Genomic DNA, 23,719 nt, shown 5'->3' with positions numbered 1-23,719 from the left:
CGGCCTTTTCGAGCTCATCCGGAGGGCGATCTCCCAGTTACCTGAACCGCAGCTCTCGCGCGGTAGTCACACCCGCGTGAGGCACCAGGTTCCGAGGGCCAGCGCGATCAGTGCGACGAGGCTCGCGACGGTCGCCGATGCGACAGGGCTCACACCGTGGGCGACCGGTTCCTGGTGCCGCACCCGGGCCGCGGTCCACACCAGCAGCCCGCTTCCGAACAGGGCGAACACCACTCCCGCGAAGATCGCCGGTCCGTTTTCCATGGCTCCCCTGCCCCTTTTCTCCCGTCCCCCGTGCTCAGCCCGTGGAGACTGGCACGCGGGGACGGCGTACAGGCGAACCCCGGGTGAACGGCGAACCGACGCGGCTGTGGACTTGCCGGTCCACGTCTCCCGGCCTGCCTCAGACCGCGCCGGGCGCGGGTATCTTTCCGGTCGTCTTCTTGTTGTCCGCGCTGCTCACCGTGCACACGATCTTGTTGAAGCCCTCGTCCCAGTCGTCCTGGTCGGCGACCCAGCCGTACACGGTCCGCTCCGGTCCCGGTGCCCAGGCCGACTCGAACTTGTTGCCGCACAGCTTGGACGCGTTGTCGGTGCCCTTCTTGTAGGTCATTCCGGCCGGAGCCTTGACGGTGCCTATGACCTGGTCGGTGTGCGGCTTGGCGCAGTCGGTGAGCGGGGCGTTGTAGCTGTCCTCCTGTTCCTCGTAGGCCCAGCAGTCGCCGACGCTCATCTGACCGACCCACAGGTCCGTGCCCGCGTCGCGGAAACGGCCGACCTCACCGCCTATCGCGGCATGGCGGCCTAGTACGAGACATGCCGTACCGCCACCCGCCGCGGTGAAGCCCTCCGCCGTCGGTACGACGGCGTAGCCGGCCGCGTCAGGGAGCGCGGCGACGAGCATCCGGGTCTGGTTCTCGCAGCGTTTCGCGCCCTGCGCGCGGGCGTCGGCGTGGTCGGCTGCGGTGTCGATCGCCACGACCTGCCCGTCCGGCCAGTCCTCGGCGCAGTCCACCAGCCCCAGGTTCGGCTCCGACGTGAACGGCGTCCCCGACCACACCGCCTGCACACAGTCTCCCGGCTCCAGAGGCTCCCCGAGGCCGACCACATCGCCGTACGGCAGCACGGGCCCCGTCGGCGAGGCCGATCCCTGCGACCCGCTCTCGCGCACACTCGCGCTCGGCGAGGCCGACCCCTTCGTCGCGGCCCCCTTCTTGTCCCCGTCGTCCCCAGTCAGCAGGACGATTCCCCAGGCGCCACCGGCGATGACGAGGACGGCGGCCACGACGAGGGCGAGAAGAGCCAGTCGTTTCTTCCCGGGGGACGGCGGCGGAGGCGGCCCACCGGGAGCGGTCGGCACACCCGGGCCGCCGTAGCCGCCGTACCCGGGCTGCGAGGGGGCACCACCGGGGTACGGCGATCGAGCGCCGCCTCCGTGCGGTGCCTGAGAACTGCCGCTGCCGTACGACGGCTGCACGCCACCGCTGCCGTACGACGGCTGCACGCCACCGCTGCCGTACGACGGCTGCACGCCACCGCTGCCGTACGACGGCTGCTCACCGGCGTACGGCGACCGGCCGCCACCGCTCGCATGGGAGGACGGACCGCTCCCGCTCTGGTACGGCGAACCGGGCGCCCGCGCATAGGGGTTGCCGGCATCCGGCGCCTGGGCGGCGGGCTGTCGCCACGGGTCGTACGGCGACGGACCGGGTGTCCCGCCGACTGTCGCGGGACCACCGGAGCGCTGACCTCCGCCTTCACCGCCCTGGCCGCCGGATCCCGGGGTGGCCGGGCCCTGGGCGCGATGGTCGCCCGCCGGGGTGTGGGGGGTGTCCGGGGACGGCGGCGCACCCGGGGTCGGCCGAACGCCCTCCCAGCCGCCGGGCCGGCCCGCGACGTACCCCGGCGGCGGGCCGGCGACATACCCGGGTGGCGGGCCGGCGACATACCCGGGTGGCGGGCCGGCGACATACCCGGGTGGCGGGCCGTCAGTCGCCACGCCGCCCGGCGAAGCACCTTCGCCTCCCGACGCCCCGCCATGACCCCGCGGCGTCGCGTCATGACTGCTGCCCGGGGCGGCCCCCGGGCCCTCGGGCGACCGCCCCGCCCCCGCGGGTTCCGCGCCGAACCCCTCGGGAGGCGGCCCGAAGCCGCCCTGCGGCGAGGCGAACGCCACCTGCCCCGCGACCGGCGCCGCACCCCAACCGGGCGGCGTCACCGGTCCCGCGCCCCCTCGCACCACCCGCTCCAGTCCCCGTGCGACCGCCTCCGGCGAGAACCTGCGCACCGGATCCTTGACGAGCAACCCCATCAGCACCGGGGTCAGTTCGCCCGCCCGCAACGGCGGGGCCGGGTCCTCGCCGAGCAGGGCGGTGAGGGTCGCGTAGTCGCCGTGGCGGTCGAAGGGGCCGCGGCCCTCCACGGCGGCGTACAGCGTGGCGCCCAGGGAGAACATGTCGGCGGCCGGGGTGGGCGGCTCACCGCGGGCCCGCTCGGGGGCCAGATAGCCGGGCGTCCCGAGGATGCCGGCCGTGGCGGTGAGCCGGGGTTCCAGGGACTCGGGCTGGAGGGCGATGCCGTAGTCGGTGAGCAGCACGCGCGCGTACGGATCGCCCGAAGAGTCCGGGGCCAGAAGGATGTTGGCCGGTTTCACATCCCGGTGCAGGATGCCGATGCGATGCCCCGCGGTGAGCGCGTCGAGGACGGCGAGTCCGACGCGGGCCGCCTGTGCCGGCGCGAGCGGTCCCGCACGTCGGACGACCGCCTGGAGGTCGATCGCGTCCGGCACGTACTCCATGACGATCCACGGCAGCCCTTCATGCACCACCACGTCGTGCACCGTGGCCACGTGCGGATGGCCGCGCAGTCGTGCCGCGTGCCGGGCCTCGCTGCGGGCCCGCGCGATGCGGTGCAAGGGCTCGGCCGCGTCCGTCGGCACGTCCGGAAGCGCGATCTCCTTCATCGCGACTTCGCAGGCCAACTCCTCGTCGTGCGCGAGCCACACCCGGCCCATGCCGCCCGCGCCGAGCGTCCGCAGCAGCCGGTACCGCCCGTTGATGACCCGGCCTTCGCCCTGATCCGGCGTCTCCCCCGCCATCACGCCTCCCCCGAGACAGCGCGCCTCCCCCGAGAACGCGCGAAGTTCGTCCCTAGAAGGTAGCTTCGCACGCCCCACTGACAGGAGCCCTTTTCCGGATCAATCCTGCCAGATCGGACACATGCGGCTCAGGGCCGTGCGCACGCCTCACCCGTGACGCGAAGGAGGCCGCCGGGCCGTCACTCGGCCGGGTCGAGGAACCCCTGCTCCACCAGCAGCCGGATCTGCGCGGGCGTACGGTCCCGCAGCAACACCGGATCATCACCGACCAGTTGGGCGATCGCGTCCAGGATGCGGCCCGCGCTCAGCGAGCCGTCGCACACGCCCGCGAAGCCCGCGCCGACCGTGTCCACCTTGGTCGCCCGGCGCATCCCGCGGTGCTGACGCAGCACCACATGCTCCGGATCCTCGGCACCGGGCAGCCCGACCTGCTCCTGCACGATCTCGGCGGCGAGCTTGAAATGGTGTTCGAGCAGGGCCGCGTCGTCGTGCGCCCGCAGGTAGTCGACGCGGTCGAAGTGCGCCCGGATCGTGTCACCGAGCGGTTGTTCGACCGGGTGCGGCCACTCCTCCACGGTCACCGAGGGTTCCGCGGCGTCCGTCCTGCGCAGCGTGATCCAGCCGAAGCCCACGGCCCTGACCTTGCGCGCCTCGAACTCGTCCAGCCACGCGTCGTACCGCGCCTGGTACTCGGCCACGTCATCACGATGGTCACCTGCGTCCCTGAGCCACAGCTCGGCGTACTGCGTGACGTCCTGCACCTCACGCTGCACGATCCACGCGTCGCACCCGCCCGGCACCCACGACCTGAGCCTGTCCTGCCAGTCCTCCCCTTCCACGTGCTGCCAGTTGGCGAGGAACTGCGCGAATCCGCCCTCGGTCAGCCGCTCCCCCGCCTGCTGAACGAGCGTGCGGCACAGATCGTCCCCGCCCATCCCGCCGTCGCGGTACGTCAGCCGCGGACCCGGCGAGATCACGAAGGGCGGATTCGACACGATCAGGTCGTACGCCTCGTCGTCCCGGACCGGCTCGAACAGCGAGCCCTCACGCAGGTCGGCGGCGGGCGCTCCGGACAACGCCAGCGTCAGCGCGGTGATGTGCAGTGCGCGCGGGTTCAGGTCGGTGGCCGTCACGCGCGTGGCGTGCTGCGCTGCGTGCAGCGCCTGGATCCCAGAGCCGGTGCCGAGGTCGAGGGCGGCGGAGACCGGCCTGCGGACGGTGATGCCGGCCAGGGTCGTGGAGGCACCCCCGACGCCCAGGACGACGGCGGCGTCCGCCTCCCGGCCCCGGCTGCCGATGCCGCCCGCCCCGCCGACCGCGCATCCCAGGTCGGACACGATGAACCAGTCCTCGCCACCGGGCCCGCCGTACGGCCGTACGTCCACGGTCGCGGCCACCTCGCCCCCGTCGGCGAGAACCAGCCACCCTCCGTCCAGGCAGGCGTCAACGGGCAGAACGCCCTCCACGCGCGCGTGCGGCACGGGCTGCTGCAGCAGAAACAGCCGTACGAGCGTCTCCAACGGCGTGTCTCCGCGTGTCGCCCGGAGTGCGGGCACGATCTCGCTCCGGGCGAGCGCCGCATACGCGGGCGCACTGAGCAGCTCGAGCAGCCCGTCGGCCGTGAAGGAGGCCGCGAGCAGGGCGTCCCGGAGCCGGGCGGCGACGTCGGGGCGGTCGGAAGCGGGCAGGGCGGGCAGGCTGGAGGTACTCACGCCCCCATTGTGACCCGCGAACCGTCGCGGAAACGCGACCCGTGGGCCGCCGCGAACGTCAGCTCTTCGCCGCCGGCGCCGTGGCGGCCGCGCTCTTGCAGCTCTCCTGCTCGGCCATGGCCTTGCCGACGTCGCCCTCCTCGAGGGTCTTCAGGGCGTCGTTCCCGCTCGTGCTCAGCTTGTCCAGGGCGGTCGCGATGTCCTTGAGGCCGTCCGCGAACTTCCCCTGGTTCTTCGTGTCGAGTTCGTCGACCTGCTTCTTCAGGGAGGCGTACGACGTGGAGATGCCGTCGAGCTCCTTGACGGCGTCCTGCTGCTTCTTCTCGCCCTTGTCCACGTCCGGCGCCCCGGCCTTGGTCACCGCGGCACCGATCGCCTTGTAGGCGTCCGACATGTCCTGGAAGGCCTGCGCGTCCGTCTTCTGGACCTCTTGCGGGGTGCTGTTGTCCGAGGTCTCCTTCTGGATCGCGGCATTGGCGGCCTCGATCTTCTTGGCCTGCGGCTTGACGGCGTCGCAGACCTCCTTGGCCCAGGAGTTCAGCTTTTCGCTGCTGTCGTCACTGCTGCATCCCGACAGCGCCAGTACCAGTACCGCACCGCCGGACAGTGCGGCCGCGAGCTTCTTGTTCACCGGATTGGTCCCTTCCATGGCTCTCGGCCCCGGAACTTACACGCCATGAGGGAACCAGATGTATAACAGGTGACCATTTTGTAGTGCTTTACTGCCTTATATACCAAGCGAGAGAAGGCTCACGATGACGGTGTGAACGCAGCAGGGCGGGCGGCGGGCACGCCTTCGCGCGCCTCCCGCCCGCCCCTGTGAGCTGGGCCCCGGTGGAACCGGCTACGAAACGACCGCCGGATCAGCCGACTTGGGCTTCTTTTCGGCGTTGTCTTCGTCACCCACGGCGATCCCGCGCCGTTTGGAGACGTAGACCGCGCCCGCGATCACCAGGAACGCCAGGACCGCGATCACGATCCGCACGCCCAGGTTCTCGTCGTCGCCGTAACTGAACTGGATGACCGCGGGCGCGATGAGCAGCGCCACCAGGTTCATCACCTTCAGCAGAGGGTTGATCGCCGGACCGGCGGTGTCCTTGAAGGGGTCGCCGACCGTGTCGCCGATCACCGTCGCGGCATGGGCCTCACTGCCCTTGCCGCCGTGGTGACCGTCCTCGACGAGTTTCTTGGCGTTGTCCCAGGCGCCTCCGGAGTTGGCGAGGAACACCGCCATCAGCGTGCCCGTCCCGATCGCGCCCGCCAGGAACGAGCCGAGAGCGCCGACACCGAGCGTGAACCCGATGAAAACGGGCGCCAGCACGGCGAGCAGTCCGGGCGTGGCGAGCTCGCGCAGGGCATCCCTGGTGCAGATGTCGACGACCTTGCCGTACTCCGGTTTCTCGCTGTAGTCCATGATCCCGGGATGCTCGCGGAACTGCCGCCGCACCTCGTACACCACGGAACCCGCCGATCGCGACACGGCGTTGATCGCGAGCCCCGAGAAGAGGAAGACGACCGCCGCGCCCGCGATGAGACCGACGAGGTTGTTGGGCTGCGAGATGTCCATCATCAGCGTCATCGGCGCGCCCTCGCCGGACAGCTTCTCGCCGACGTCCTCCGCGCCCGTGATGATCGCGTCACGGTACGACCCGAAGAGCGCCGACGCCGCCAGGACCGCGGTGGCGATGGCGATGCCCTTGGTGATGGCCTTGGTGGTGTTGCCGACCGCGTCCAGGTTGGTGAGCACCTGCGCGCCCGCGCCCTCGACGTCGCCGGACATCTCCGCGATGCCCTGCGCGTTGTCGGAGACGGGTCCGAAGGTGTCCATCGCGACGATCACACCGACCGTGGTGAGCAGGCCGGTACCGGCCAGCGCCACCGCGAACAGCGCCAGCATGATGGACGTACCGCCCAGCAGGAACGCCCCATACACGCCGAGGCCGATCAACAGGGCGGTGTAGACGGCCGATTCGAGCCCGACCGAGATACCGGCGAGGACGACGGTGGCCGGGCCGGTCAGCGAGCTCTTGCCGATGTCCTTGACCGGCCGGCGGTTGGTCTCGGTGAAGTAGCCGGTCAGTTGCTGGATGACGGCGGCGAGCAGGATGCCGATCGCCACCGCGACAAGGGCGAGGACCCGCGGGTCGCCGCCCTTGCCCTGGATCGCCGCGTCGGTGACGCCGTCGAGGTCGGCGTACTTTCCCGGGAGATAGACGAAGACGGCGATCGCCACCAGCACGAGCGAGATCACCGCGGAGATGAAGAAGCCGCGGTTGATCGCGGACATGCCGCTGCGGTCGGAGCGTCGCGGGGCCACGGCGAAGATGCCGATCATCGCGGTGAGCACGCCGATCGCGGGGACGAGCAGCGGGAAGGCGAGTCCGGCGTCGCCGAAGGCCGCCTTGCCGAGGATGAGCGCGGCCACCAGGGTCACGGCGTACGACTCGAAGAGGTCGGCCGCCATGCCCGCGCAGTCGCCGACGTTGTCGCCCACGTTGTCGGCGATCGTCGCGGCATTGCGCGGATCGTCCTCCGGGATGCCCTTCTCGACCTTGCCGACCAGGTCGGCGCCGACGTCGGCGGCCTTGGTGAAGATGCCGCCGCCGACTCGCATGAACATCGCGATGAGCGCCGCGCCGAGACCGAAGCCCTCCAAAACCTTCGGCGCGTCGGCCGCGTACACCAGCACCACGCAGGAGGCGCCCAGCAGACCGAGCCCCACCGTGAACATGCCGACTACGCCGCCCGTACGAAAAGCGATCTTCATGGCTTTGTGCGATACGGCGGTGAGATCTTTTTCCGGTTCACCCTCCGCCGGTGTCGCCTCGCGCGCGGCGGCGGCGACACGCACATTGCTCCGTACGGCGAGCCACATGCCGATATAGCCGGTGCCTGCCGAGAACGCCGCACCGATCAAGAAGAACACCGATCGGCCTGCGCGCTGATTCCAGTCGTCCGCGGGCAGCAGCATGAGCAGGAAGAACACGACGACGGCGAATACGCCGAGCGTGCGCAGCTGCCGGGCCAGATAGGCGTTCGCGCCCTCCTGGATCGCTGTCGCGATCTTCTTCATGCTGTCGGTGCCCTCGCCCGCCGCGAGTACCTGGCGCACCAGGACACCTGCCACCACGAGGGCGGCCAGGGCCACGACGCCTATGACCGACACCAGAACTCGGTTTCCGTCGGTCAGTACCGCTGCCGCGAGGGCTGTGGAGTGATCAATCTGGTCTGGGGAAGAAAGCCCCGCCATTCGTCCTCCTTGACGCTTGGGCTGAGCTCAAGATGTGGACGGATTCTAGAGATCTGTTCCTGATCAAAACAGTACGCGGGAAACGGAATCTGCCAAAGCCCGGTAACGGCCCGAAAGCATTTTCATCCGAACCAATGATCGGAAATTGATCGTGAATTACTTCACGAATTCAAATATTCTTGAAAACACAACGAGGGCCCTGCTCGGCAGGGCCCTCGGAGTGAAGCGTTACGGATGCGTCAGTGACGCCTGTGGCGTCAGGGAAGCACCACGACCGACGGTGTGGTCGGCCAGGTCATTCGGATCGATCCGCCGTGCTCCCCGGCGGTGACCTCCACGTCGTCGACGAGGCCGCTGATGACCGCGAGGCCCATCTCGTCCTCCTCGATCTCGGCGTCCATCTCCTCGCCGGCGGCACCGGGTGGCCGGTCGCCGGGAGCGTGGCGTGGCGCCTCGTCGCCGACCTCGATGGAGAACTGTTTCTCCTCCTCGATCAGCACCACCATCACGGGCGCGGTGATGCCACTGTTCTGGTGCAGTCCGACGGCACGGGTGCAGGCCTCGCCGACAGCGAGTCTGACCTCGTCGAGAACGGCCTCGTCCACTCCGGCCCTGCGCGCCACCGCTGCCGCCACCAGTCGGGCGGTCCGGACGTGCTCGGGCAGCGCGCTGAAGCGGAGCTCAACGGTGGCCATGCATCCCCCTCGGAACTACGGGCGTGCTGTGGGGGACCGGGCTGCCGAACGACCGGACCCCCTTGTCAACTTCTGCCGTCCCGGGTACGGACCTGGGCCCGCACCCGGATCGGTGGTCAGTCGGTTGCCGCCACCGCTTCCTCGACCGAGGTGTGAATCGGGAACACCTTGGTGAGGCCGGTGATACGGAAGATCTTCAGAATGCGCTCCTGGTTGCAGACCAGGCGCAGCGAGCCCTCATGGGCACGCACCCGCTTCAGTCCGCCGACCAGTACGCCGAGCCCGGTGGAGTCGAGGAAGTCCACGCCCTCCATGTCGACGACAAGGTGGAAACTGCCGTCATTCACCAGCTCGACCAGCTGCTCGCGCAGCTTGGGCGCGGTATATACGTCGATTTCGCCACCGACCCTGACGATCGTGCGATCGCCGATGGTCTCGGTCGACAGAGACAGGTCCACGGATCCTCCAGCACCTTGCTATCGAGCGGTCGCCCCTCGGGACACCTCGGCTTGAAGCTCCCAGGACGGTTCGCCAGCCGCGATGGCATTCAATCACTTACCGGCAGGCGTGCACGACGCCTTGGTCCCATTGTCCGTCACGCCAGTGACACACTCGGTGCCGATGGCCAAGAATCACCGATCCGATCGACCCTCGGCACAGCCCGTCTCCCGGCTCTCGCCGAGCACGGTCCTGGACCGGCTCGCCGCGGGGCCGAGCCGGGCTTCGCGCATCACTCATACGGAGCACTTGCCCCCACGTGAGGGCCGTCATGCCGTCTGGCCGGACCGGATCCGTCCGGAGATCATCGCCGCGGTGCAGGCCTGCGGCATCGAACACCCCTGGGCGCACCAGGCTCGCGCGGCCGAGCACGCCCTGGACGGCGAATCCGTGGTGGTCGCCACCGGCACGGCCTCCGGGAAGTCCCTGGCATACCTCGTCCCGGTCCTGTCGGCCCTTCTGGGAGGCTCCGAGGCCCCGAACGGCCGTGGGGCCACCTCCCTCTACCTGGCGCCCACAAAGGCCCTTGCAGCGGATCAGTGCCGTTCCGTGAAGGAACTTTCACAACCGCTCGGCCATTCCGTGCGTCCCGCGGTCTACGACGGCGACACGCCGGTGGAGGAACGCGAATGGGTCCGCCAGTACGCCAACTACGTCCTGACCAACCCCGACATGCTCCACCGGGGCATACTGCCGTCCCACGCTCGCTGGTCCTCCTTCCTGAAGTCGCTGAAGTACGTCGTCATCGACGAGTGCCACACCTACCGCGGCGTCTTCGGCTCCCACGTCGCCCAGGTGCTGCGCCGCCTGCGCCGCCTGTGCGCCCGCTACGGCGCCTCGCCCGTGTTCCTGCTGGCCTCCGCGACCGCCGCCCAGCCCTCGGTGGCCGCCGGCCGTCTCACCGGCCTCCCGGTGGTCGAGGTCGCCGACGACGCCTCCCCGCGCGGCGAACTGGTGTTCGCCCTCTGGGAGCCCCCGCTCACCGAGATGCAGGGCGAGAAGGGCGCGCCCGTCCGCCGTACCGCCACCGCCGAGACCGCCGAGCTGCTGACCGACCTCGCCGTCCAAGGCGTGCGCACGGTCGCCTTCGTACGCTCCCGGCGCGGCGCCGAGCTCATCTCGGTGATCGCCCAGGAACGCCTCGCCGAAATCGACCGCTCCCTGGCCCGGCGTGTCGCGGCGTACCGCGGCGGCTACCTCCCCGAGGAACGCCGTGCCCTCGAACAGGCCCTCCACTCCGGCGAACTCCTCGGCCTCGCCGCGACGACCGCTCTCGAACTGGGCATCGACGTCTCCGGCCTCGACGCCGTCCTCATCGCCGGCTACCCGGGCACACGCGCCTCCCTGTGGCAGCAGGCGGGCCGCGCCGGGCGCGCCGGGCAGGGGGCGCTGGCCGTGCTGGTCGCCCGGGACGACCCGCTGGACACCTACCTCGTCCACCACCCCGAAGCCCTGTTCGACCAGCCCGTCGAGTCCACCGTCCTCGACCCCGACAACCCGTACGTGCTCGCCCCCCACCTGTGCGCTGCCGCCGCGGAACTGCCGCTGACGGACGACGACCTGGAGCTGTTCGGTCCGGCGTGCAAAGAACTGCTCCCGCAGCTGGAGGCCGCGAAACTGCTGCGCCGCCGTACGAAGGCCTGGCACTGGACGCGCCGGGAGCGGGCCGCCGACCTGACCGACATCCGCGGGGAGGGCGGCCCACCGATCCAGGTCGTGGAAGCCGGCACCGGCCGCCTCCTGGGCACGGTCGACGAAGGCGCCGCTCACTCGACCATGCACGAGGGCGCGGTCCACCTGCACCAGGGCCGTACCTACCTCGTGCGCTCACTCGACCTGGAGGACTCCGTCGCCCTGGTCGAGCAGGCGAGCCCCTCGTATTCGACGGTCGCCCGCGACACCACCTCCATCTCCGTCCTGGAGACGGACGTCGAGATCCCGTGGGGCGAGGGACGCCTGTGCTACGGCTCCGTCGAAGTCACCAACCAAGTGGTCTCCTTCCTGCGCCGACGACTCATGACCGGTGAAGTCCTGGGCGAGACGAAACTTGACCTCCCTCCTCGTACGCTGCGCACGCGTGCCGTGTGGTGGACGGTCACCGAGGACCAGCTGGACGCCGCTCGCATCAACCCGGAGATCCTCGGCGGCGCCCTGCACGCCGCCGAGCACGCGTCGATCGGCATGCTGCCCCTCTTCGCCACCTGCGACCGCTGGGACATCGGCGGCGTGTCCATCCCCCTGCACCCCGACACGCTCCTCCCGACCGTGTTCGTCTACGACGGCCATCCCGGCGGCGCGGGCTTCGCTGAGCGCGCCTTCCACACCGCCCGCGAGTGGCTCACCGCCACCCGCGAGGCCATCGCCTCCTGCGAGTGCGACTCCGGCTGCCCGTCCTGCATCCAGTCCCCCAAGTGCGGCAACGGCAACGACCCACTGCACAAGAGGGGTGCTGTGCGGTTGCTCACGGTGCTGTTGCGGGGGGCGCCTGGGGAAGCGGGGGAAGCTGCGGACGCTGCTCCAGAGGGACCTGGGAAAACTGGAGAGGCTGCTGCGGTCGGTGCTGCTCCGGAGGCGCCTGGGGAGCCGGGGGCACCTGCGGAACCGGCGGCCCCGCAGGTCCCGCCCGCGCTCTGACCTCCGCCGAGAACAGCCCTCGTCCCGACGCCGCCGTCACGTCCGAGGTCTCGCCCACGATCACGCAGCGCACCAGCCGCGTGCCCTGGGCTCGCGCCACCCGGTCCGCCCGGGCGCAGGCCGCCGTGCCGCCGTCCCACCAGTGGTCCGCCGCCGCGAGCGCCGCGAGATCCGCACCGCCGGCCGCGCGATGCCGGATCACGACGACCTGCCCCATGGCCAGGACCACCCCGAACACCACGCACAGCACGGCGATCATCCCGACGCTCCAAACGGTGGCGGATCCGCGATCGGACCGCCAGGCACCACGATCGAACCGCCAGGCCCTGGAACCCGGCCCTTGTTGCTGCCCCTGCCTCTGCTCCTGCTTCCGTCCCCGGCCCTGCTTCTGTTCCTGGCCCCGCTTCCGTCTCTTCCGCCTCTGCCTCTGCTCCTGAGAACGGCCGCTCATCTCCCCTCCACCACCGTCTCCTCCACCAACGCCACGGCCTCCTCCCGCACTTCGAAGGGCAGTCCGTGCAGCGCCGGCGGCTTCGCCACGACCGCCACACGCACCTGGTCCCCCTCCCGGCTGACGGTGACCGTCGCGCCGCGCGGCGCGGTCTCCCGAGCGATCTCGACGACCGCGTCGGCCGGGTCCTGTCGGGCCGCCGCCCGGGCGCCGGTCCGCGCCGCGTCCACGCACTGGATCTGCGCGGCGACCACGAGCAGCCCCCACACCAGCGCCATGGCGAAGATCACCAACACCGGCAACACCATGGCCGACTCGGCCGTGACGAACCCCCGGTCCGTCTCCCGCTCACATCTGCGCATCGAGGGCCTGCTTCACGATGTTCTGCAGTTCCGCACTGACCTGGCCGCTCGTCACCACCTTGTAGAGCACCACCGCGAACGCCACCGCCGCGACGATGCCCATCGCGTACTCGTCAAATTCCTGTGCATCCATTAAAATGGATCATGTAGGGGAATCGAACGAATGTACGACCAATTGAAAGGGCAACTTGCCTTCGCCTATCTGCGCATCAGCGACGATAAAGAAGGCAAGGAACTAGGCGTCGAGCGTCAGCGCGAAGACATCGAGAAGCTAGCTGCACAGCTGGGCTTGATTCTTGTTCGCGTCTACTGTGACAACGACATCTCCGCCAGCACCAACAGCACCGAGTACCGGCCGGAGTACGAGGACATGATGGCCCAGCTCGAAGCTGGCCCCGTTCAGATCGTGCTTGCCTACACAAAGGCTCGGCTCACCCGTAAGCCCGAAGAAAACGAGCGTCAGATCAAACTCGCTCGCGGCTACGGCGTTCAGTATCACTACGTTCGCGGTCAAGCGCTCGACCTCACGGTGTCGGCGAACCGGAAGATGGACCGCATTCAGAACGCCATGGATGCAGGTACAGCCGAAGACCTCCAAGAACTCATCATCCGCCAGAAGGAACAAAGCGCGCGCAAGGGCGAATGGAGCGGCGGCGTACGCACCTTCGGGTATGGCGCGGTCATCGGGTACGACCCGGTGAAGGAAAAAGACATCATCGACCCGTACCAGGTACGGAAAGAAGAAGTCGCGGCCCTGCACGACGGTAAACGCAAGACGCTCGCCGGAGACAGTCAGTTCAACTGTGTCCAGCACTGGAACGACCAAGGCATCCAGACGACGCGCGCAGGCCAGAAAACCAAAAGCAAGAAGACCGGAAAAGTCACCATCTGCGACGGCCGTTGGGATGTCGGCAAGTTCCGACGCACGCTGCTCAAAGAGTGCTACGTCCAGTTCGACCCGACCGGCCACCCAATCGACTGCCCGTGTCTCAAGAACCCGGAAACTGGCGGCACTCGCGTTCACAAGAATGAGCGCCACCGCGCCAAGTGGCCGTATGTCTTCACCCGCGCCGAACACGACGCCATGGAAGCCATGTTCAACGGTCGCGAAAAATATTGGGTGAACAAGAGCAAGGTGCGGGGACGTACTTATCTCTTGAGCGGCTTCGTCGAGTGCGGCGGCACGTGGCGTGACACCAAGAAAAAGGGCCAGTACTGCGGCGGAGTCATGTACGGCCAAGGTAAGACGTACCCGCTCGCAGACGGAAGCGTTAAGTACCAACGGCGCTACGCCTGCAAGAAGTGGGACAAGACTGGCGAGCGCATCGGTTGCTGCTCAGTCTTCCGCATCGCTGATGCTGTCGAAGCATTCGTCACGCAGCAGGTGCTGTACCGCTTCGACTCCCCTGACATCCTCCGCGCACTGGTTCCAGCAGACAACGAACTGCGTATGGCGCAGGTGGTGCAAGAACTCAGCGAGCTACAGACGCGCCGTGAACTGCTGGCCGCCGAGTATGCAGCCGGTGAGCACGAAAAAGAGGACTACCAAGTCATGAAGAAAACCGTCATCGACAAGATGGCGGCGCTCGACACCGAGAAAAAACAGCTCATGAGCGCCAAAGCCAAAAGCTTGGCGGTGCCGACTGATGGCACTCTCCGTGAACTCTGGGAGACGGCAAGCATCGAGTGGCGAGCCAGTGTTATTCGGCTTGTGGTTGAGAAGGTCGTGATTCACCCCGGCCTTCCTGGTGGAGGGTTTTGGCCGGATAAGAACGGCTGGCGATTCGACCCCGATCTGATTGAGATTGTCTGGCTGCACTGACCAACACTCGAAGCTTGGCGATCACGGCGGGGTGCTCCACTTTCAGGGGCACCCCGCTTTTTGCTGTCGACTTACGTAGTCGTTCTAAATCTTCTGCCGTCATGCATCGTTCTCCGCTTACTACTATTTATTATACGCGCACTCCCGTCTGTTCCGTTCGTTTCGGTGTTGTAGTCCTCGCTCATGCTCTAAAACGCGGCCACCACTCCTGTCATAGATAGATATAGGCGGAGGGACAAACCCGACGCCACGTACTACCATAAGGAGCGTGAACGAATGGCCATCGTCTCTCGTAAGGTTTCCGACCTTAGCGGCGAAGAAGCCAGCGACAAGGAATTCGCTACGGTCATCGTCCGACAGTATCCCGGGCTGGACCAGCCCAAGGCGTTGGACGTACTGACGGCGGAGGTCGACGGCTTCAAGGAGATCGGCGACCTGGTAATGCTGGAAGTCCAGCCGTCCACAGGTGACAAGTACGACGTTGCCATGCGGAAGGCCGACTTCGACAAGCTGGCACCGAACATGCAACAGGTACTCAAGGACGCCCGTGGCACTCGTGGTCGTGTGCCGGGAACCAAGGTGAATGGCAACGGCTCGTAGCAGCCGACGTTCATCTACTCTGCCCCGTTTCAGTAATCCACAGGATGCACTGGAACGGGGCTATTTCACTATTGCTTAAAGTTCACCACAGCCTCATAATCCTTCCTGAACACTTCGCATGTCGAGTTTAGCTCCAGGCGAAGGTATCGCTCCGCCTCCCACTCTTGTGGTTGCTCTCCAGTGGGATGTGCGGAACCCCGCCCCTGCGACTTCGGATAGGTCGTATGGGGCGGGGCCTTTTCATTTCCAACAACACCCCGTTGTTTATTCCACCATATGCAGGAGTGTTGTAATTACGTATAAGTGATAGAGGCTTCGGGAAGTTCTCGAACTAGCGCTACGGAAACGCAGCGTTGAGAAGAATCGCATTGGAGAGCAACCATGCGAGCTTCGCGCACCATCGCCACGATGGTCGCAACAGCTGTGATTTCGGCCTCCGCCCTCGTGGCGATGCCGAACATCGCAGCCGCCGACACCGGCGACACGGTTTCCGCCTCGGAGATCGCGTCAGCCCTCGGCAACACGGACCGCAAGAACGGTTCGTTGGTGGAGGAGCCGGTTCCGTCGAAGACGGATGCCGACTCTGCTGCTGTCGTTTCGCAGAACGGCACGTCCATCGAGGTCCCCAAGGACCCCGAGAACGGTGTCAGCCTGCAAGGCGACGGCGCACCGGAGATCTCCATCTCCCTGCCCGAGGCTGACGCGTCGAAGGATGCGGTCAAGCTTGCGGACGGGACGGTGGCCTATCCGGGAACCAACTCCGCGCAGGCGGTCATCCCGGCGAAGGACGGTGTGCAGATGCTCACCACCATCACCAACGCCGACGCTCCGACGCGCTATGGCTACAAGGTCAGCGTGCCAGGCGGCGGACGGGTGGTTGTTTCACCCAACAATGCCGGTGCTGTCGTTCTCGACGGAGCCGGAAAACCCGCCGCTGTCGTCCCCGCCCCTTGGGCGAAGGACACGAGGGGCACCGCCGTTCCGACCCACTTCGAAACGGATGGAACCACGCTGACACAGGTGGTTCAGCACGCCAGCGGGAGCTACGGCTACCCGGTGGTGGCCGATCCGAAGTACTACTCCTCCAAGCACGGCTTGCTCGTGCAGTTCTCGAAGAAGACCACGCGGGACGTACTCGATGTTGGCGGAGCGGTAGTTACCGGCGCACTCGGACTCTCCGGGTGGATCGGTGCAGCCGTCGGAGCCACTGTCTGGGCAGTTGCCCGGACGAATCGCGGTAAGTGCCTCTGGCTGTATCGCGACTGGGGTTCCATGTACTGGTACGTGTGGGCGGAACGCTGCTAGAAGCCCTTAGGGGCACCTAGTGGGGGTGTCGGATGTAGTACATCCGACACCCCCACAACACAAACTTCAACAGGAAACATACATGATTATTTTCGACATTCTAACTTTCTCATTCATGATAGCGGGCGTTGCCTTGATGTACTTCAAGAAGGAAATGGCTGGCCGCCTCGTCTTTTCACTCGCCCCATTAACACAGAGCATACTCTTCTTTAGCGAAAGCAGATGGGTCGTCGGAGCGGTCGCCACAGTCGCATTTCTACTTATTGCCGCGTACGCGTTCGTCAACAACAAAGGATAGAACGCAACACAACTGCCCTTCTCAACTTCCTCTCAGTCACTTGCATAAATATAGTAAAGGGTATTTTCTCGCAGCCCTTCACCTCCTTGTAGATGCGTTCGAATCGGTGATGTAGTAGCTACCTACCCTCTGACTTCATCCTTTCTACTCGTCCATAGTGGAAGGTAAGAGCAAGACCGCTCCAGCCTGTCGGCTAGATCGGTCGGGTGCTCGCAGCCTCCGAGGACGCATAAGCACGTCACCCCTCGACCCAGTGTCGAGAGGATCTTTAAGCGCGCCGCTTCCCGGATGAGCAGACGTAACTTACAAAGGAGGTGGCATATAGAGCAGAACAACAAGAATAAGAGTGGACTCGATTGGTTCGAGGTGCATTTCCCACCCGAGTTGAGTCATGCGCAGATAACCAGGGCACTTCAACCACTGGCGTACCGCCCAAAGGTCGGTTGGCTCCAGCGGACGCCAGCCGTCGTCTTTGAACTCCGCGCATCACGGGGTCTCGTTCGTTGGTTGGTTGGCATCGACAACCGCGTCAGCGGAGAGCTGTCGGCACAGTTCGTCGCCCAGCTGCCCGGCCTGACGCTCGTGCCCGTCGAGCGTCCGCAGCGAACGGCCCCCCGGCTGGCGGCCGAAGTCCGTACAACCAACAACACGCACCCGCTCCGAGTGGACATGGCGACCGGCGTTGCTGCTGGCCTCGCCGAAATCGTAAAGGCCCTGAACCTCGGTGAGTCTGCCGTCGTGCAGTGGGTCATCGGGCCACCGCAGCGACGTGACCAGTTGCCGCAGCCGTTCAGCATCGTGCGTGCCCTCGGGTTGGTGGCCATCCACCAAGCAACCGCCGAGGAGCGACGAGCATGGAAGCAAAAAACGTCCGAACCGCTGGTCGCAGTACGCGGCCATATAGGAGCGCACGCGGCATCCACTGAACTGACCGTCCCCATCGTGCGGATGCTCGGCGAAGCACTGCGGCTCGTCGGTACGGCCCGCGCAGAACTGAGAGTCGCCCAACCAACCGCGAGCAGCGTGCGACGGCTCGACATCGTGAAGACGACCGACACCACGTCCGGCACCGTTCTCAGCTTGAGCGAGTTGAGCAGCCTGCTTGGCTGGCCGCTGGATGACGTCGACTTCTTCGCCACCCACCACGGCCGTCAGTACCCGGCACCTTCCGTGTTGCTGCGTCCTGTGGAACCCAACCGCCTACCGGCTGGCCGCGTCATCGGGGCCGGCGTCCATCCAAGTCAGCGCGACCAACTCGTCACGCTGCCCGTCGAGAGCGCCCTGCACCATACGCACATCGTTGGCCCGACTGGTTCAGGTAAATCCACGCTCCTGGAACGGCTCGTTCTCGCGGACGTCCGTGCAGGGCGAAGCGTCTTTGTTCTCGAACCGCGCGGCGACCTCGTTGAAGCCATCCTGGCCAGCGTCCCCGCGGAGCGTCGGAAGGACGTTGTGGTCATCGAGCCGGGGATGGGGAGCAAGGTGGTTGGCTTCAACCCCTTGAGCGGCCCCCGCGAGGAGGCGGAGCTCAGGGCTGACCGCATCCTGCACCTGTTCACTGAGCTTTACGGCACGAGCATCGGGCCGCGGAGTGGTGACGTTCTTCTGCATGCGCTCGTCGCACTGGCTCGTGCTGACCAAGGAACATTGGCTGATCTACCCGTTCTCCTCACCAACGGTGCGTTCCGTCGCCGTGTCCTCAGCACGGTCAACGACGCCCTCGTCCTCGCACCCTTCTTCTCTTGGTACGACGGCCTTTCAGAGGCCGAACGTCAACAGGTTGCCAGCCCGGTTCTCAACAAGAGCCGGGCATTTTTAAGCCGCACGCCCATCCGCCGCCTGATCGGGCAGGCTCAACCGGCCTTTCGGTTGGACGAGCTGTTCACTGCGCGGCGCATCGTGCTGGTGAACCTGAACGCTGGCGTCACGGGAGCGCAAACGGCACAGATGCTCGGCGCACTCCTGGTGACACAGCTCTGGCAGGAGATGCAGCGCCGGGCGTCGGTTCCGGCGAACCAGCGACACCCCGTCCTCACCGTGATCGACGAGGTACAGCAGTACCTCCGCATCCCTGTTGACCTCAGTGACATGTTCGCCCAGGCGCGCGGGCTTGGGGTCGGCCTGACAGTTGCCCACCAACACCTCGGACAGCTGACCCCGAAGATGAGAGCCGCGTTCTTCGCCAACGCACGCTCACGGATAATTTTCCGCCCAAGCATCGAAGACAGTGCGCCGTTGGCGGCAACGCTCGGCGACGGCGTGAGTGCGGACGATCTCGCGCGGCTCCAAGCGTACGAGGCGTACGCGAAGGTCCTCGTGGGCCGCAGCCCGAGCCGGCCTTTCCTGATTCGAACGCTTCCACCAGACGAGAGCGGCCGTCTGGATACGGACGACCTACGCCGCGAAAGCGCGGGGCGGTACGGAGTCGACGGCCTCGGCCTGGACGAGTCGCTTCGACTGCGGTGGCGCGGTGAGGATCACCCCGGAAGTGGGCCGGTCGGCAGTTTGCCGAGGAGGCGCGTATAGCCGCACGGTTCAACGGTTCGCTTCGCTCTTCGCATCACGTCGGACGAAGCAGCCGGTTCCCCTCTGGTGGAACGAACCAAGTGGAAGTGAATGTCTCCCCTCAACGAGGAGCGTTCGTATGAGACCTCCTCGCTTCACGGCCGCCCGCCTGGAGGGTGAACGCCGCCGACTCAGCGAACGTGACCACACCGTCTTGGCGTCACTCGACAAGGTGCGCATCCTGACCCTGCGCCAACTACAGCGGCTCCATGTTGCGGATGGATCGCCAGCCGCACGGACACGACGCGCGCAACTGCTTCTCACTCGGCTGCACAAGCGCGGGTTGGTGGTGAGGTTCGCGCGAACCATCGGGGGTGTGCGGGCAGGCTCGTCCGGCTACGTCTACGGGCTGACGGGGTTGGGACAAGCGGTCATCGAGACTGACGGGCCGCATCGTCGTCGGCACATCTGGGAGGCGAAGCCCTACTTCCAAGACCACCTGCTTGCCGTGGCTGAACTCTACGTTCACACCGTCGAGGAGCACGGCCGTGGTGCTGCTGAACTCATCGGCTTCGACGCCGAGCCTGTCTGCTGGCGTCACTTCACCGGGCCGGGTGGCGAGTTGGTCGTTCTTAAGCCTGACGCGTACGTGCGGCTTGGCGTGGGCGACTTCGAGCACAGTCGGTTCATCGAGGTCGACATGGGCACCGAAGGGATGCCGACCATCCAGAAAAAATCTCAGCGGTACATCGACTACTGGCGCAGTGGCATGGAGCAACAGTTCCGGGGTGTCTTCCCCAAGGTCGTCTGGCTCGTGAAGGACACCGCCAGGGGTGAGCGCATCTCCCAAGTGATTCGGAAGCTTTCAGCCGATGCCCAAGGGCTCTTTGAAGTCGGTCTTCTCTCGCAGGCAACGAATCACCTCAAGGGAACACGAGGAGCCGCCGCCTGATGAGGATTTCACAATGCCGAGGCCCGCCTTTTGGGCTACCCACCGAACGGAAAAAGAGTTTAACTAAGGAGGACTATGTATGGATGGAAAGAACCAAACAACCAACCAGCAAGGCGAGGTGGTACGGCTCCTCACTGTGATCGAGACGTACACCTTACTGCGAATATCCAAATGGAAGCTGTACGACCTGATGCGTAAGAAGCTCATCGAGTCGGTAAACATTGGGAAGCGGAGGTTCATACCCCTCGACGCTTACGCGTCGTACGTTGAGCGACTTCGCCAGCGGGAGACATTTGCCTAGATGGCCCGCCGTAATGCAAACGGCGAGGGCACGATCTACCAACGCAAAGACGGACGTTGGGAGGCGTCCGTCTACGTGCTGACGACGAGTGGGCTAAAGAAGCGAGCTCGCGTGTACGGTGCAACCCGCGTCGAGGCACACACCAAGTTAACCGAACTCAAGGCAAAGGATGCTCAGGGCATCCTAACGGCGGACAAGAACTGGAAGCTTGGCGAATATCTAGACTATTGGCTCAAGGAGGTGGTAAGGCCGAACCGCCGTGCTACAACATACGAACTCTACGAGATCAACGTTCGCCGGTATCTAAAGCCCGCCCTCGGGCATCTACCACTAACGCGGCTCACAGTTCCTGTCGTCCAACACTTCCTGAACGAGCAACTTGCAGCGGGTTACTCCGTTCGTAAGGTTCAGATGCTACGCGAGACGCTAAGCCCCGCCTTGAGTCGAGCGATCCACGAAGAACTACTAACCCGGAATGTAGCCAGGCTTGTCGAACTCCCTGGCCGTCAGGCGGGCGACGTCAAGCCCTGGTCACCCAAGGAAGTAGCCGATTTTCTAGTAGCAGCCCGGAACCACAAGTGGTACCCGGCCTTTCTGCTTGTCACCCACTACGGACTACGACGCGGAGAAGTTATCGGGTTACGGTGGTCGGACATCGACTTTTCAGGCCGAGTGATTCATGTCCGCCAGCAGGTCTTTCGGGCCAACGGCGAGGTACAGCAGGGGCCCGTGAAGACACGCGCAGGGCACCGCGACTTGCCACTACTTTCCGGAATCGCCGAGGAGTTAGCCGAATACCGTCTACGACGAACGAAGACGGCGGATGATGATCTCGTTTTCACGTCATCAACGGGCAACCCGATCGAACCCTACAATTTCACGCGAGCCTTCCAACTACTCTGCACCAGCAACGGGATTCGGAAGATCAAGCTCCATCACGTCCGCCACACCGCAGCGACGATCCTCAAAGACCTAGGTGTGCCTGCCCGGGATGCACAGCTCATCCTCGGCCACAGCAATATCGCCATCACTCAGCAGATTTACCAGCACGACACGATGGATTCACGCCGAGACGCGCTCAACCGAATGGAACACGTACTCAACACAAACTACCCGGACGCCGAAGACCGTCCGGGTAGCCGTCAAATTAGCCGTCAAAAAGAAATTGAAAGCTCCCTGTCAACGCAGTTTGTTTCTAGCAAAGAAAAAGCACCGAGGTTAATCAGTGCTTTTTCATGGCTGGGGTGGAGGGATTCGAACCCCCGAATGCTGGGACCAGAACTAGATGCAGCCGCCCCTCCGCGCACATGGACAAGCCGATTGACGGAGGTAGATGCACATTTGCACGACCTACGAAGACAGTGGTTGTTGGGTGCGGTTGCCGTCAACTTAGCCGTCAATGTAAGCAAGCAAACCGACTTTGAGCTGGCGGATTAGAACCCCTACTCATCCGACGGCGCAGAGGTGTGTTCCTCCAATTTTCCGAGGAACACGGTCGCATCTCGAAGAATGTCGGCAAAACCACGAGACAGGCCCTTGGTGCCGAGGTCGAAGAAGCGAACAGCCTTTTGGTAATCGCTACTGTTCTTCATGTTCTTGACGTGCGCTGCCCCGCTACGCAAGCTTTGAAGGTTCCGAAGAAGCTTGATGAACGCCTCCGCCTCAGCGAATGCGATGGAATCCAAATACCTGCCAAACTTCGTGATGCCGCCCTTTTCATTGGGTTCGAGAGTTGCGAGCTTGCCTACCTCCGCCTCATTGATTCGGTCGACCAGAAGCTTCGTCAACGACATGATTTGCTCATCGAACTCTTTCTGGTTGCCGTCCGACGGAACATGCAATGACGTCCAGTGATGCGCGTCCGCAGGCTTGAGCTTTTTAAATAGCTCCCACCCTTGCTGTGATTCCCAGCGTTCTCCGAAGATTTCGTACGTCCTCTTGAAGACCAGGGCCGGCTCTTCAGCATCAGCCCACTGACCGAGCATAGAGCGGCGGAAGTAGACGTCACTCATCTTGCCATCGGGCGTGACGTTGTAGCGCTTCCAATGAAGCTGCTCTTTATGTGGCAGCCTCCCAAGATCGCCGAGAAAGACGATGACATACTTCTCGTGGTTGTTGTCCAGCGGGATTCCCCAGTATCCAGCGCACCGGAGATAGCCGTCATCAACACTGAACTTTCCGGGGTCGTTGTAGTACTTCGCCATGACTTCTTTACGGAAGAACACGGACGTAAGGAAATGCGGCGCTCCAGGGTTCTTCCCAAAGTAGTTGGAAAGCTCATTCTCATCGCAGGTGTGATGAACTTGCTCACCATCGTCGTCTACGCCGATGATGAACTCCTCATACTTGCGGTCATGACGCCCCCATGAGCGCTGGGGGTCGTAGTTAGCAAGACCCCTTATTACCTTCTTGCCACGGAGACGCGCGCAGGTTTCCTTTTCCGGCCCTAGGCCAGGAAAGACGTCGACGAATCGCGAGTAGCGGTAATCACTGCCACTCTGCTGTTCGTCCTGTCGCGTCATCCCAAGCTCATCGAGGCTTTTCTCGCTCCACCGGTCAATGACGTAGAGCAGTAGCAACGCCATTCCCCGCGCCGCAAGAAACTCCTTGAGATACTTGACCTTGATTTCCGCCCTGTCATCAGACACACGGACGACTTCAATCTCATCGCCGCTATCGTCAAAAGCAATGAGAGTGCGCGTCGCGCGATCTTCGTAGAGGTTATGGAAGTGCCTGAACTCTTCTGACACCTCCACATACGAAGGCTTCAGCCCATGAAAGGAACGGCAGATGACCACTGGCTCGACGCCCTCATCGTTGCCGAATCGGAGGTATTCATTTCTCTTGTCGGCATAGTGGAAGACGAACCCCGGCATCCCGTCGCCCAAGTCCAGATCCCAATCTACTTCACTCAGGCGAGTGTCGATGTTTTCAACCGGCACGAGGGCGCTGTAATAGCCACCATCTTCCTTGTCGCGCTCGTCCCGTGCGTAGACAGTAACCCAGTCGCCTGTGCTCCTTTGCCCCGTGGCGTAGTCGATCAGGTCCTCAAACTCAAGAAATGGCACTTCGCTCATGTATATATTTTACCGTCAACTTTACGGTTTGAAAAGAATATTTCACCGCGTCGGCCCGCGCTGTTGCACTTGACCGATATGCCATAATGGAAGTATGGGATGCGTTCATTACGCAACGCAGCGTTGGGGTTTCGGAGATAGCACCTAGGAGTTACCCCCC

The 23,719-nt window shown here is 65.0% G+C and carries 19 protein-coding genes and 1 pseudogene; 9 read left to right on the top strand and 11 right to left on the bottom strand.

Translation table 11 applies throughout. The features are described from left to right. Positions 1 to 66 precede the first annotated feature (66 nt). The 7 genes from KUM49_RS28325 to bldG form a co-directional block, all read right to left on the bottom strand. On the bottom strand, positions 67 to 264 hold the full coding sequence (locus KUM49_RS28325) for a hypothetical protein (protein WP_217239799.1): 198 nt from the start codon (positions 262 to 264) through the stop codon (positions 67 to 69). 139 nt (positions 265 to 403) lie between these two features. After that, complete coding sequence (locus tag KUM49_RS28320) at positions 404 to 3,097, bottom strand: serine/threonine-protein kinase (protein WP_217239798.1); 2,694 nt, start codon at positions 3,095 to 3,097, stop codon at positions 404 to 406. Positions 3,098 to 3,276: 179 nt separating this feature from the next. Then, entirely contained in the window at positions 3,277 to 4,809 is a 1,533-nt protein-coding gene (locus KUM49_RS28315; RefSeq protein WP_217239797.1) for a class I SAM-dependent methyltransferase, read from the bottom strand. 58 nt (positions 4,810 to 4,867) lie between these two features. Continuing rightward, positions 4,868 to 5,458, bottom strand: coding sequence for a small secreted protein (locus KUM49_RS28310; RefSeq protein WP_217239796.1), 591 nt, complete (start codon positions 5,456 to 5,458; stop codon positions 4,868 to 4,870). Positions 5,459 to 5,653: 195 nt separating this feature from the next. Beyond that, entirely contained in the window at positions 5,654 to 8,059 is a 2,406-nt protein-coding gene (locus KUM49_RS28305) for a sodium-translocating pyrophosphatase (protein ID WP_217239795.1), read from the bottom strand. A gap of 257 nt (positions 8,060 to 8,316) precedes the next feature. Beyond that, positions 8,317 to 8,754, bottom strand: a complete 438-nt coding sequence (locus KUM49_RS28300; RefSeq protein ID WP_217239794.1) for an ATP-binding protein — start codon at positions 8,752 to 8,754, stop codon at positions 8,317 to 8,319. A gap of 116 nt (positions 8,755 to 8,870) precedes the next feature. Beyond that, a complete protein-coding gene (gene bldG / locus KUM49_RS28295) occupies positions 8,871 to 9,212 on the bottom strand; it encodes an anti-sigma factor antagonist BldG (protein ID WP_024885807.1) in 342 nt (113 codons plus the stop codon). 82 nt (positions 9,213 to 9,294) lie between these two features. Between bldG and KUM49_RS28290 the strand changes: the two genes are divergently transcribed. Then, positions 9,295 to 11,886, top strand: a complete 2,592-nt coding sequence (locus KUM49_RS28290; protein ID WP_254401911.1) for a DEAD/DEAH box helicase — start codon at positions 9,295 to 9,297, stop codon at positions 11,884 to 11,886. Positions 11,887 to 11,926: 40 nt separating this feature from the next. Here KUM49_RS28290 and KUM49_RS48650 read toward each other — a convergent pair. From KUM49_RS48650 to KUM49_RS28275, 3 genes and pseudogenes are all read right to left on the bottom strand, one after another. Then, a pseudogene (locus KUM49_RS48650) lies at positions 11,927 to 12,145 on the bottom strand (Rv3654c family TadE-like protein); the annotation flags it as partial. A 188-nt stretch (positions 12,146 to 12,333) separates the two neighbouring features. Continuing rightward, positions 12,334 to 12,699, bottom strand: coding sequence for a TadE family type IV pilus minor pilin (locus KUM49_RS28280; RefSeq protein WP_217239792.1), 366 nt, complete (start codon positions 12,697 to 12,699; stop codon positions 12,334 to 12,336). After that, positions 12,686 to 12,832: a DUF4244 domain-containing protein gene (locus KUM49_RS28275; RefSeq protein WP_217239791.1), complete on the bottom strand. Its 147-nt coding sequence runs from the start codon at positions 12,830 to 12,832 to the stop codon at positions 12,686 to 12,688. The genes KUM49_RS28280 and KUM49_RS28275 overlap by 14 nt, the downstream gene beginning before the upstream one ends. A gap of 30 nt (positions 12,833 to 12,862) precedes the next feature. Between KUM49_RS28275 and KUM49_RS28270 the strand changes: the two genes are divergently transcribed. The 8 genes from KUM49_RS28270 to KUM49_RS28235 all read left to right on the top strand — a co-directional run bounded on the left by KUM49_RS28270 (position 12,863) and on the right by KUM49_RS28235 (position 21,919). Continuing rightward, entirely contained in the window at positions 12,863 to 14,521 is a 1,659-nt protein-coding gene (locus tag KUM49_RS28270) for a recombinase family protein (protein WP_217239790.1), read from the top strand. A 276-nt stretch (positions 14,522 to 14,797) separates the two neighbouring features. Further along, complete coding sequence (locus tag KUM49_RS28265) at positions 14,798 to 15,121, top strand: hypothetical protein (protein ID WP_217239789.1); 324 nt, start codon at positions 14,798 to 14,800, stop codon at positions 15,119 to 15,121. A gap of 408 nt (positions 15,122 to 15,529) precedes the next feature. After that, positions 15,530 to 16,426 carry a hypothetical protein gene (locus tag KUM49_RS28260; RefSeq protein ID WP_217239788.1) on the top strand — a complete coding sequence of 299 codons (897 nt, stop codon included), beginning with the start codon at positions 15,530 to 15,532 and terminating at the stop codon, positions 16,424 to 16,426. Between the two features lie 82 nt (positions 16,427 to 16,508). Then, positions 16,509 to 16,724, top strand: a complete 216-nt coding sequence (locus tag KUM49_RS28255; protein WP_217239787.1) for a hypothetical protein — start codon at positions 16,509 to 16,511, stop codon at positions 16,722 to 16,724. A gap of 507 nt (positions 16,725 to 17,231) precedes the next feature. Further along, positions 17,232 to 19,250, top strand: coding sequence for a type IV secretory system conjugative DNA transfer family protein (locus KUM49_RS28250; protein ID WP_217239786.1), 2,019 nt, complete (start codon positions 17,232 to 17,234; stop codon positions 19,248 to 19,250). Between the two features lie 118 nt (positions 19,251 to 19,368). Further along, a complete protein-coding gene (locus KUM49_RS28245; RefSeq protein WP_217239785.1) occupies positions 19,369 to 20,181 on the top strand; it encodes a replication-relaxation family protein in 813 nt (270 codons plus the stop codon). Positions 20,182 to 20,260: 79 nt separating this feature from the next. Beyond that, complete coding sequence (locus tag KUM49_RS28240) at positions 20,261 to 20,482, top strand: helix-turn-helix domain-containing protein (RefSeq protein WP_217239784.1); 222 nt, start codon at positions 20,261 to 20,263, stop codon at positions 20,480 to 20,482. Continuing rightward, positions 20,483 to 21,919, top strand: a complete 1,437-nt coding sequence (locus tag KUM49_RS28235) for a site-specific integrase (RefSeq protein ID WP_217239783.1) — start codon at positions 20,483 to 20,485, stop codon at positions 21,917 to 21,919. 5 nt (positions 21,920 to 21,924) lie between these two features. Here KUM49_RS28235 and KUM49_RS28230 read toward each other — a convergent pair whose 3' ends face one another. Then, positions 21,925 to 23,559, bottom strand: coding sequence for a hypothetical protein (locus KUM49_RS28230; RefSeq protein WP_217239782.1), 1,635 nt, complete (start codon positions 23,557 to 23,559; stop codon positions 21,925 to 21,927). Positions 23,560 to 23,719 lie beyond the last annotated feature (160 nt).

Origin of the sequence: Streptomyces sp. AC555_RSS877 (assembly GCF_019049245.1) — a bacterium.
Classification (GTDB): domain Bacteria; phylum Actinomycetota; class Actinomycetes; order Streptomycetales; family Streptomycetaceae; genus Streptomyces.
The sequence above is the reverse complement of the archived record's forward strand: the minus strand, read 5'-3'. Positions and strand labels throughout refer to the sequence as shown.

What these genes read in the sequence shown, in the direction of transcription:
- KUM49_RS28325 (WP_217239799.1), bottom strand. Translation starts at nt 264, where the DNA reads ATGGAAAACGGACCGGCGATCTTCGCGGGAGTGGTGTTCGCCCTGTTC.
- KUM49_RS28320 (WP_217239798.1), bottom strand. Translation starts at nt 3,097, where the DNA reads ATGGCGGGGGAGACGCCGGATCAGGGCGAAGGCCGGGTCATCAACGGG.
- KUM49_RS28310 (WP_217239796.1), bottom strand. Translation starts at nt 5,458, where the DNA reads ATGGAAGGGACCAATCCGGTGAACAAGAAGCTCGCGGCCGCACTGTCC.
- KUM49_RS28305 (WP_217239795.1), bottom strand. Translation starts at nt 8,059, where the DNA reads ATGGCGGGGCTTTCTTCCCCAGACCAGATTGATCACTCCACAGCCCTC.
- KUM49_RS28300 (WP_217239794.1), bottom strand. Translation starts at nt 8,754, where the DNA reads ATGGCCACCGTTGAGCTCCGCTTCAGCGCGCTGCCCGAGCACGTCCGG.
- KUM49_RS28290 (WP_254401911.1), top strand. Translation starts at nt 9,295, where the DNA reads ATGGCATTCAATCACTTACCGGCAGGCGTGCACGACGCCTTGGTCCCA.
- KUM49_RS28280 (WP_217239792.1), bottom strand. Translation starts at nt 12,699, where the DNA reads ATGCGCAGATGTGAGCGGGAGACGGACCGGGGGTTCGTCACGGCCGAG.
- KUM49_RS28275 (WP_217239791.1), bottom strand. Translation starts at nt 12,832, where the DNA reads ATGGATGCACAGGAATTTGACGAGTACGCGATGGGCATCGTCGCGGCG.
- KUM49_RS28270 (WP_217239790.1), top strand. Translation starts at nt 12,863, where the DNA reads ATGTACGACCAATTGAAAGGGCAACTTGCCTTCGCCTATCTGCGCATC.
- KUM49_RS28265 (WP_217239789.1), top strand. Translation starts at nt 14,798, where the DNA reads ATGGCCATCGTCTCTCGTAAGGTTTCCGACCTTAGCGGCGAAGAAGCC.
- KUM49_RS28260 (WP_217239788.1), top strand. Translation starts at nt 15,530, where the DNA reads ATGGTCGCAACAGCTGTGATTTCGGCCTCCGCCCTCGTGGCGATGCCG.
- KUM49_RS28255 (WP_217239787.1), top strand. Translation starts at nt 16,509, where the DNA reads ATGATTATTTTCGACATTCTAACTTTCTCATTCATGATAGCGGGCGTT.
- KUM49_RS28245 (WP_217239785.1), top strand. Translation starts at nt 19,369, where the DNA reads ATGAGACCTCCTCGCTTCACGGCCGCCCGCCTGGAGGGTGAACGCCGC.
- KUM49_RS28240 (WP_217239784.1), top strand. Translation starts at nt 20,261, where the DNA reads ATGGATGGAAAGAACCAAACAACCAACCAGCAAGGCGAGGTGGTACGG.
- KUM49_RS28235 (WP_217239783.1), top strand. Translation starts at nt 20,483, where the DNA reads ATGGCCCGCCGTAATGCAAACGGCGAGGGCACGATCTACCAACGCAAA.
- KUM49_RS28230 (WP_217239782.1), bottom strand. Translation starts at nt 23,559, where the DNA reads ATGAGCGAAGTGCCATTTCTTGAGTTTGAGGACCTGATCGACTACGCC.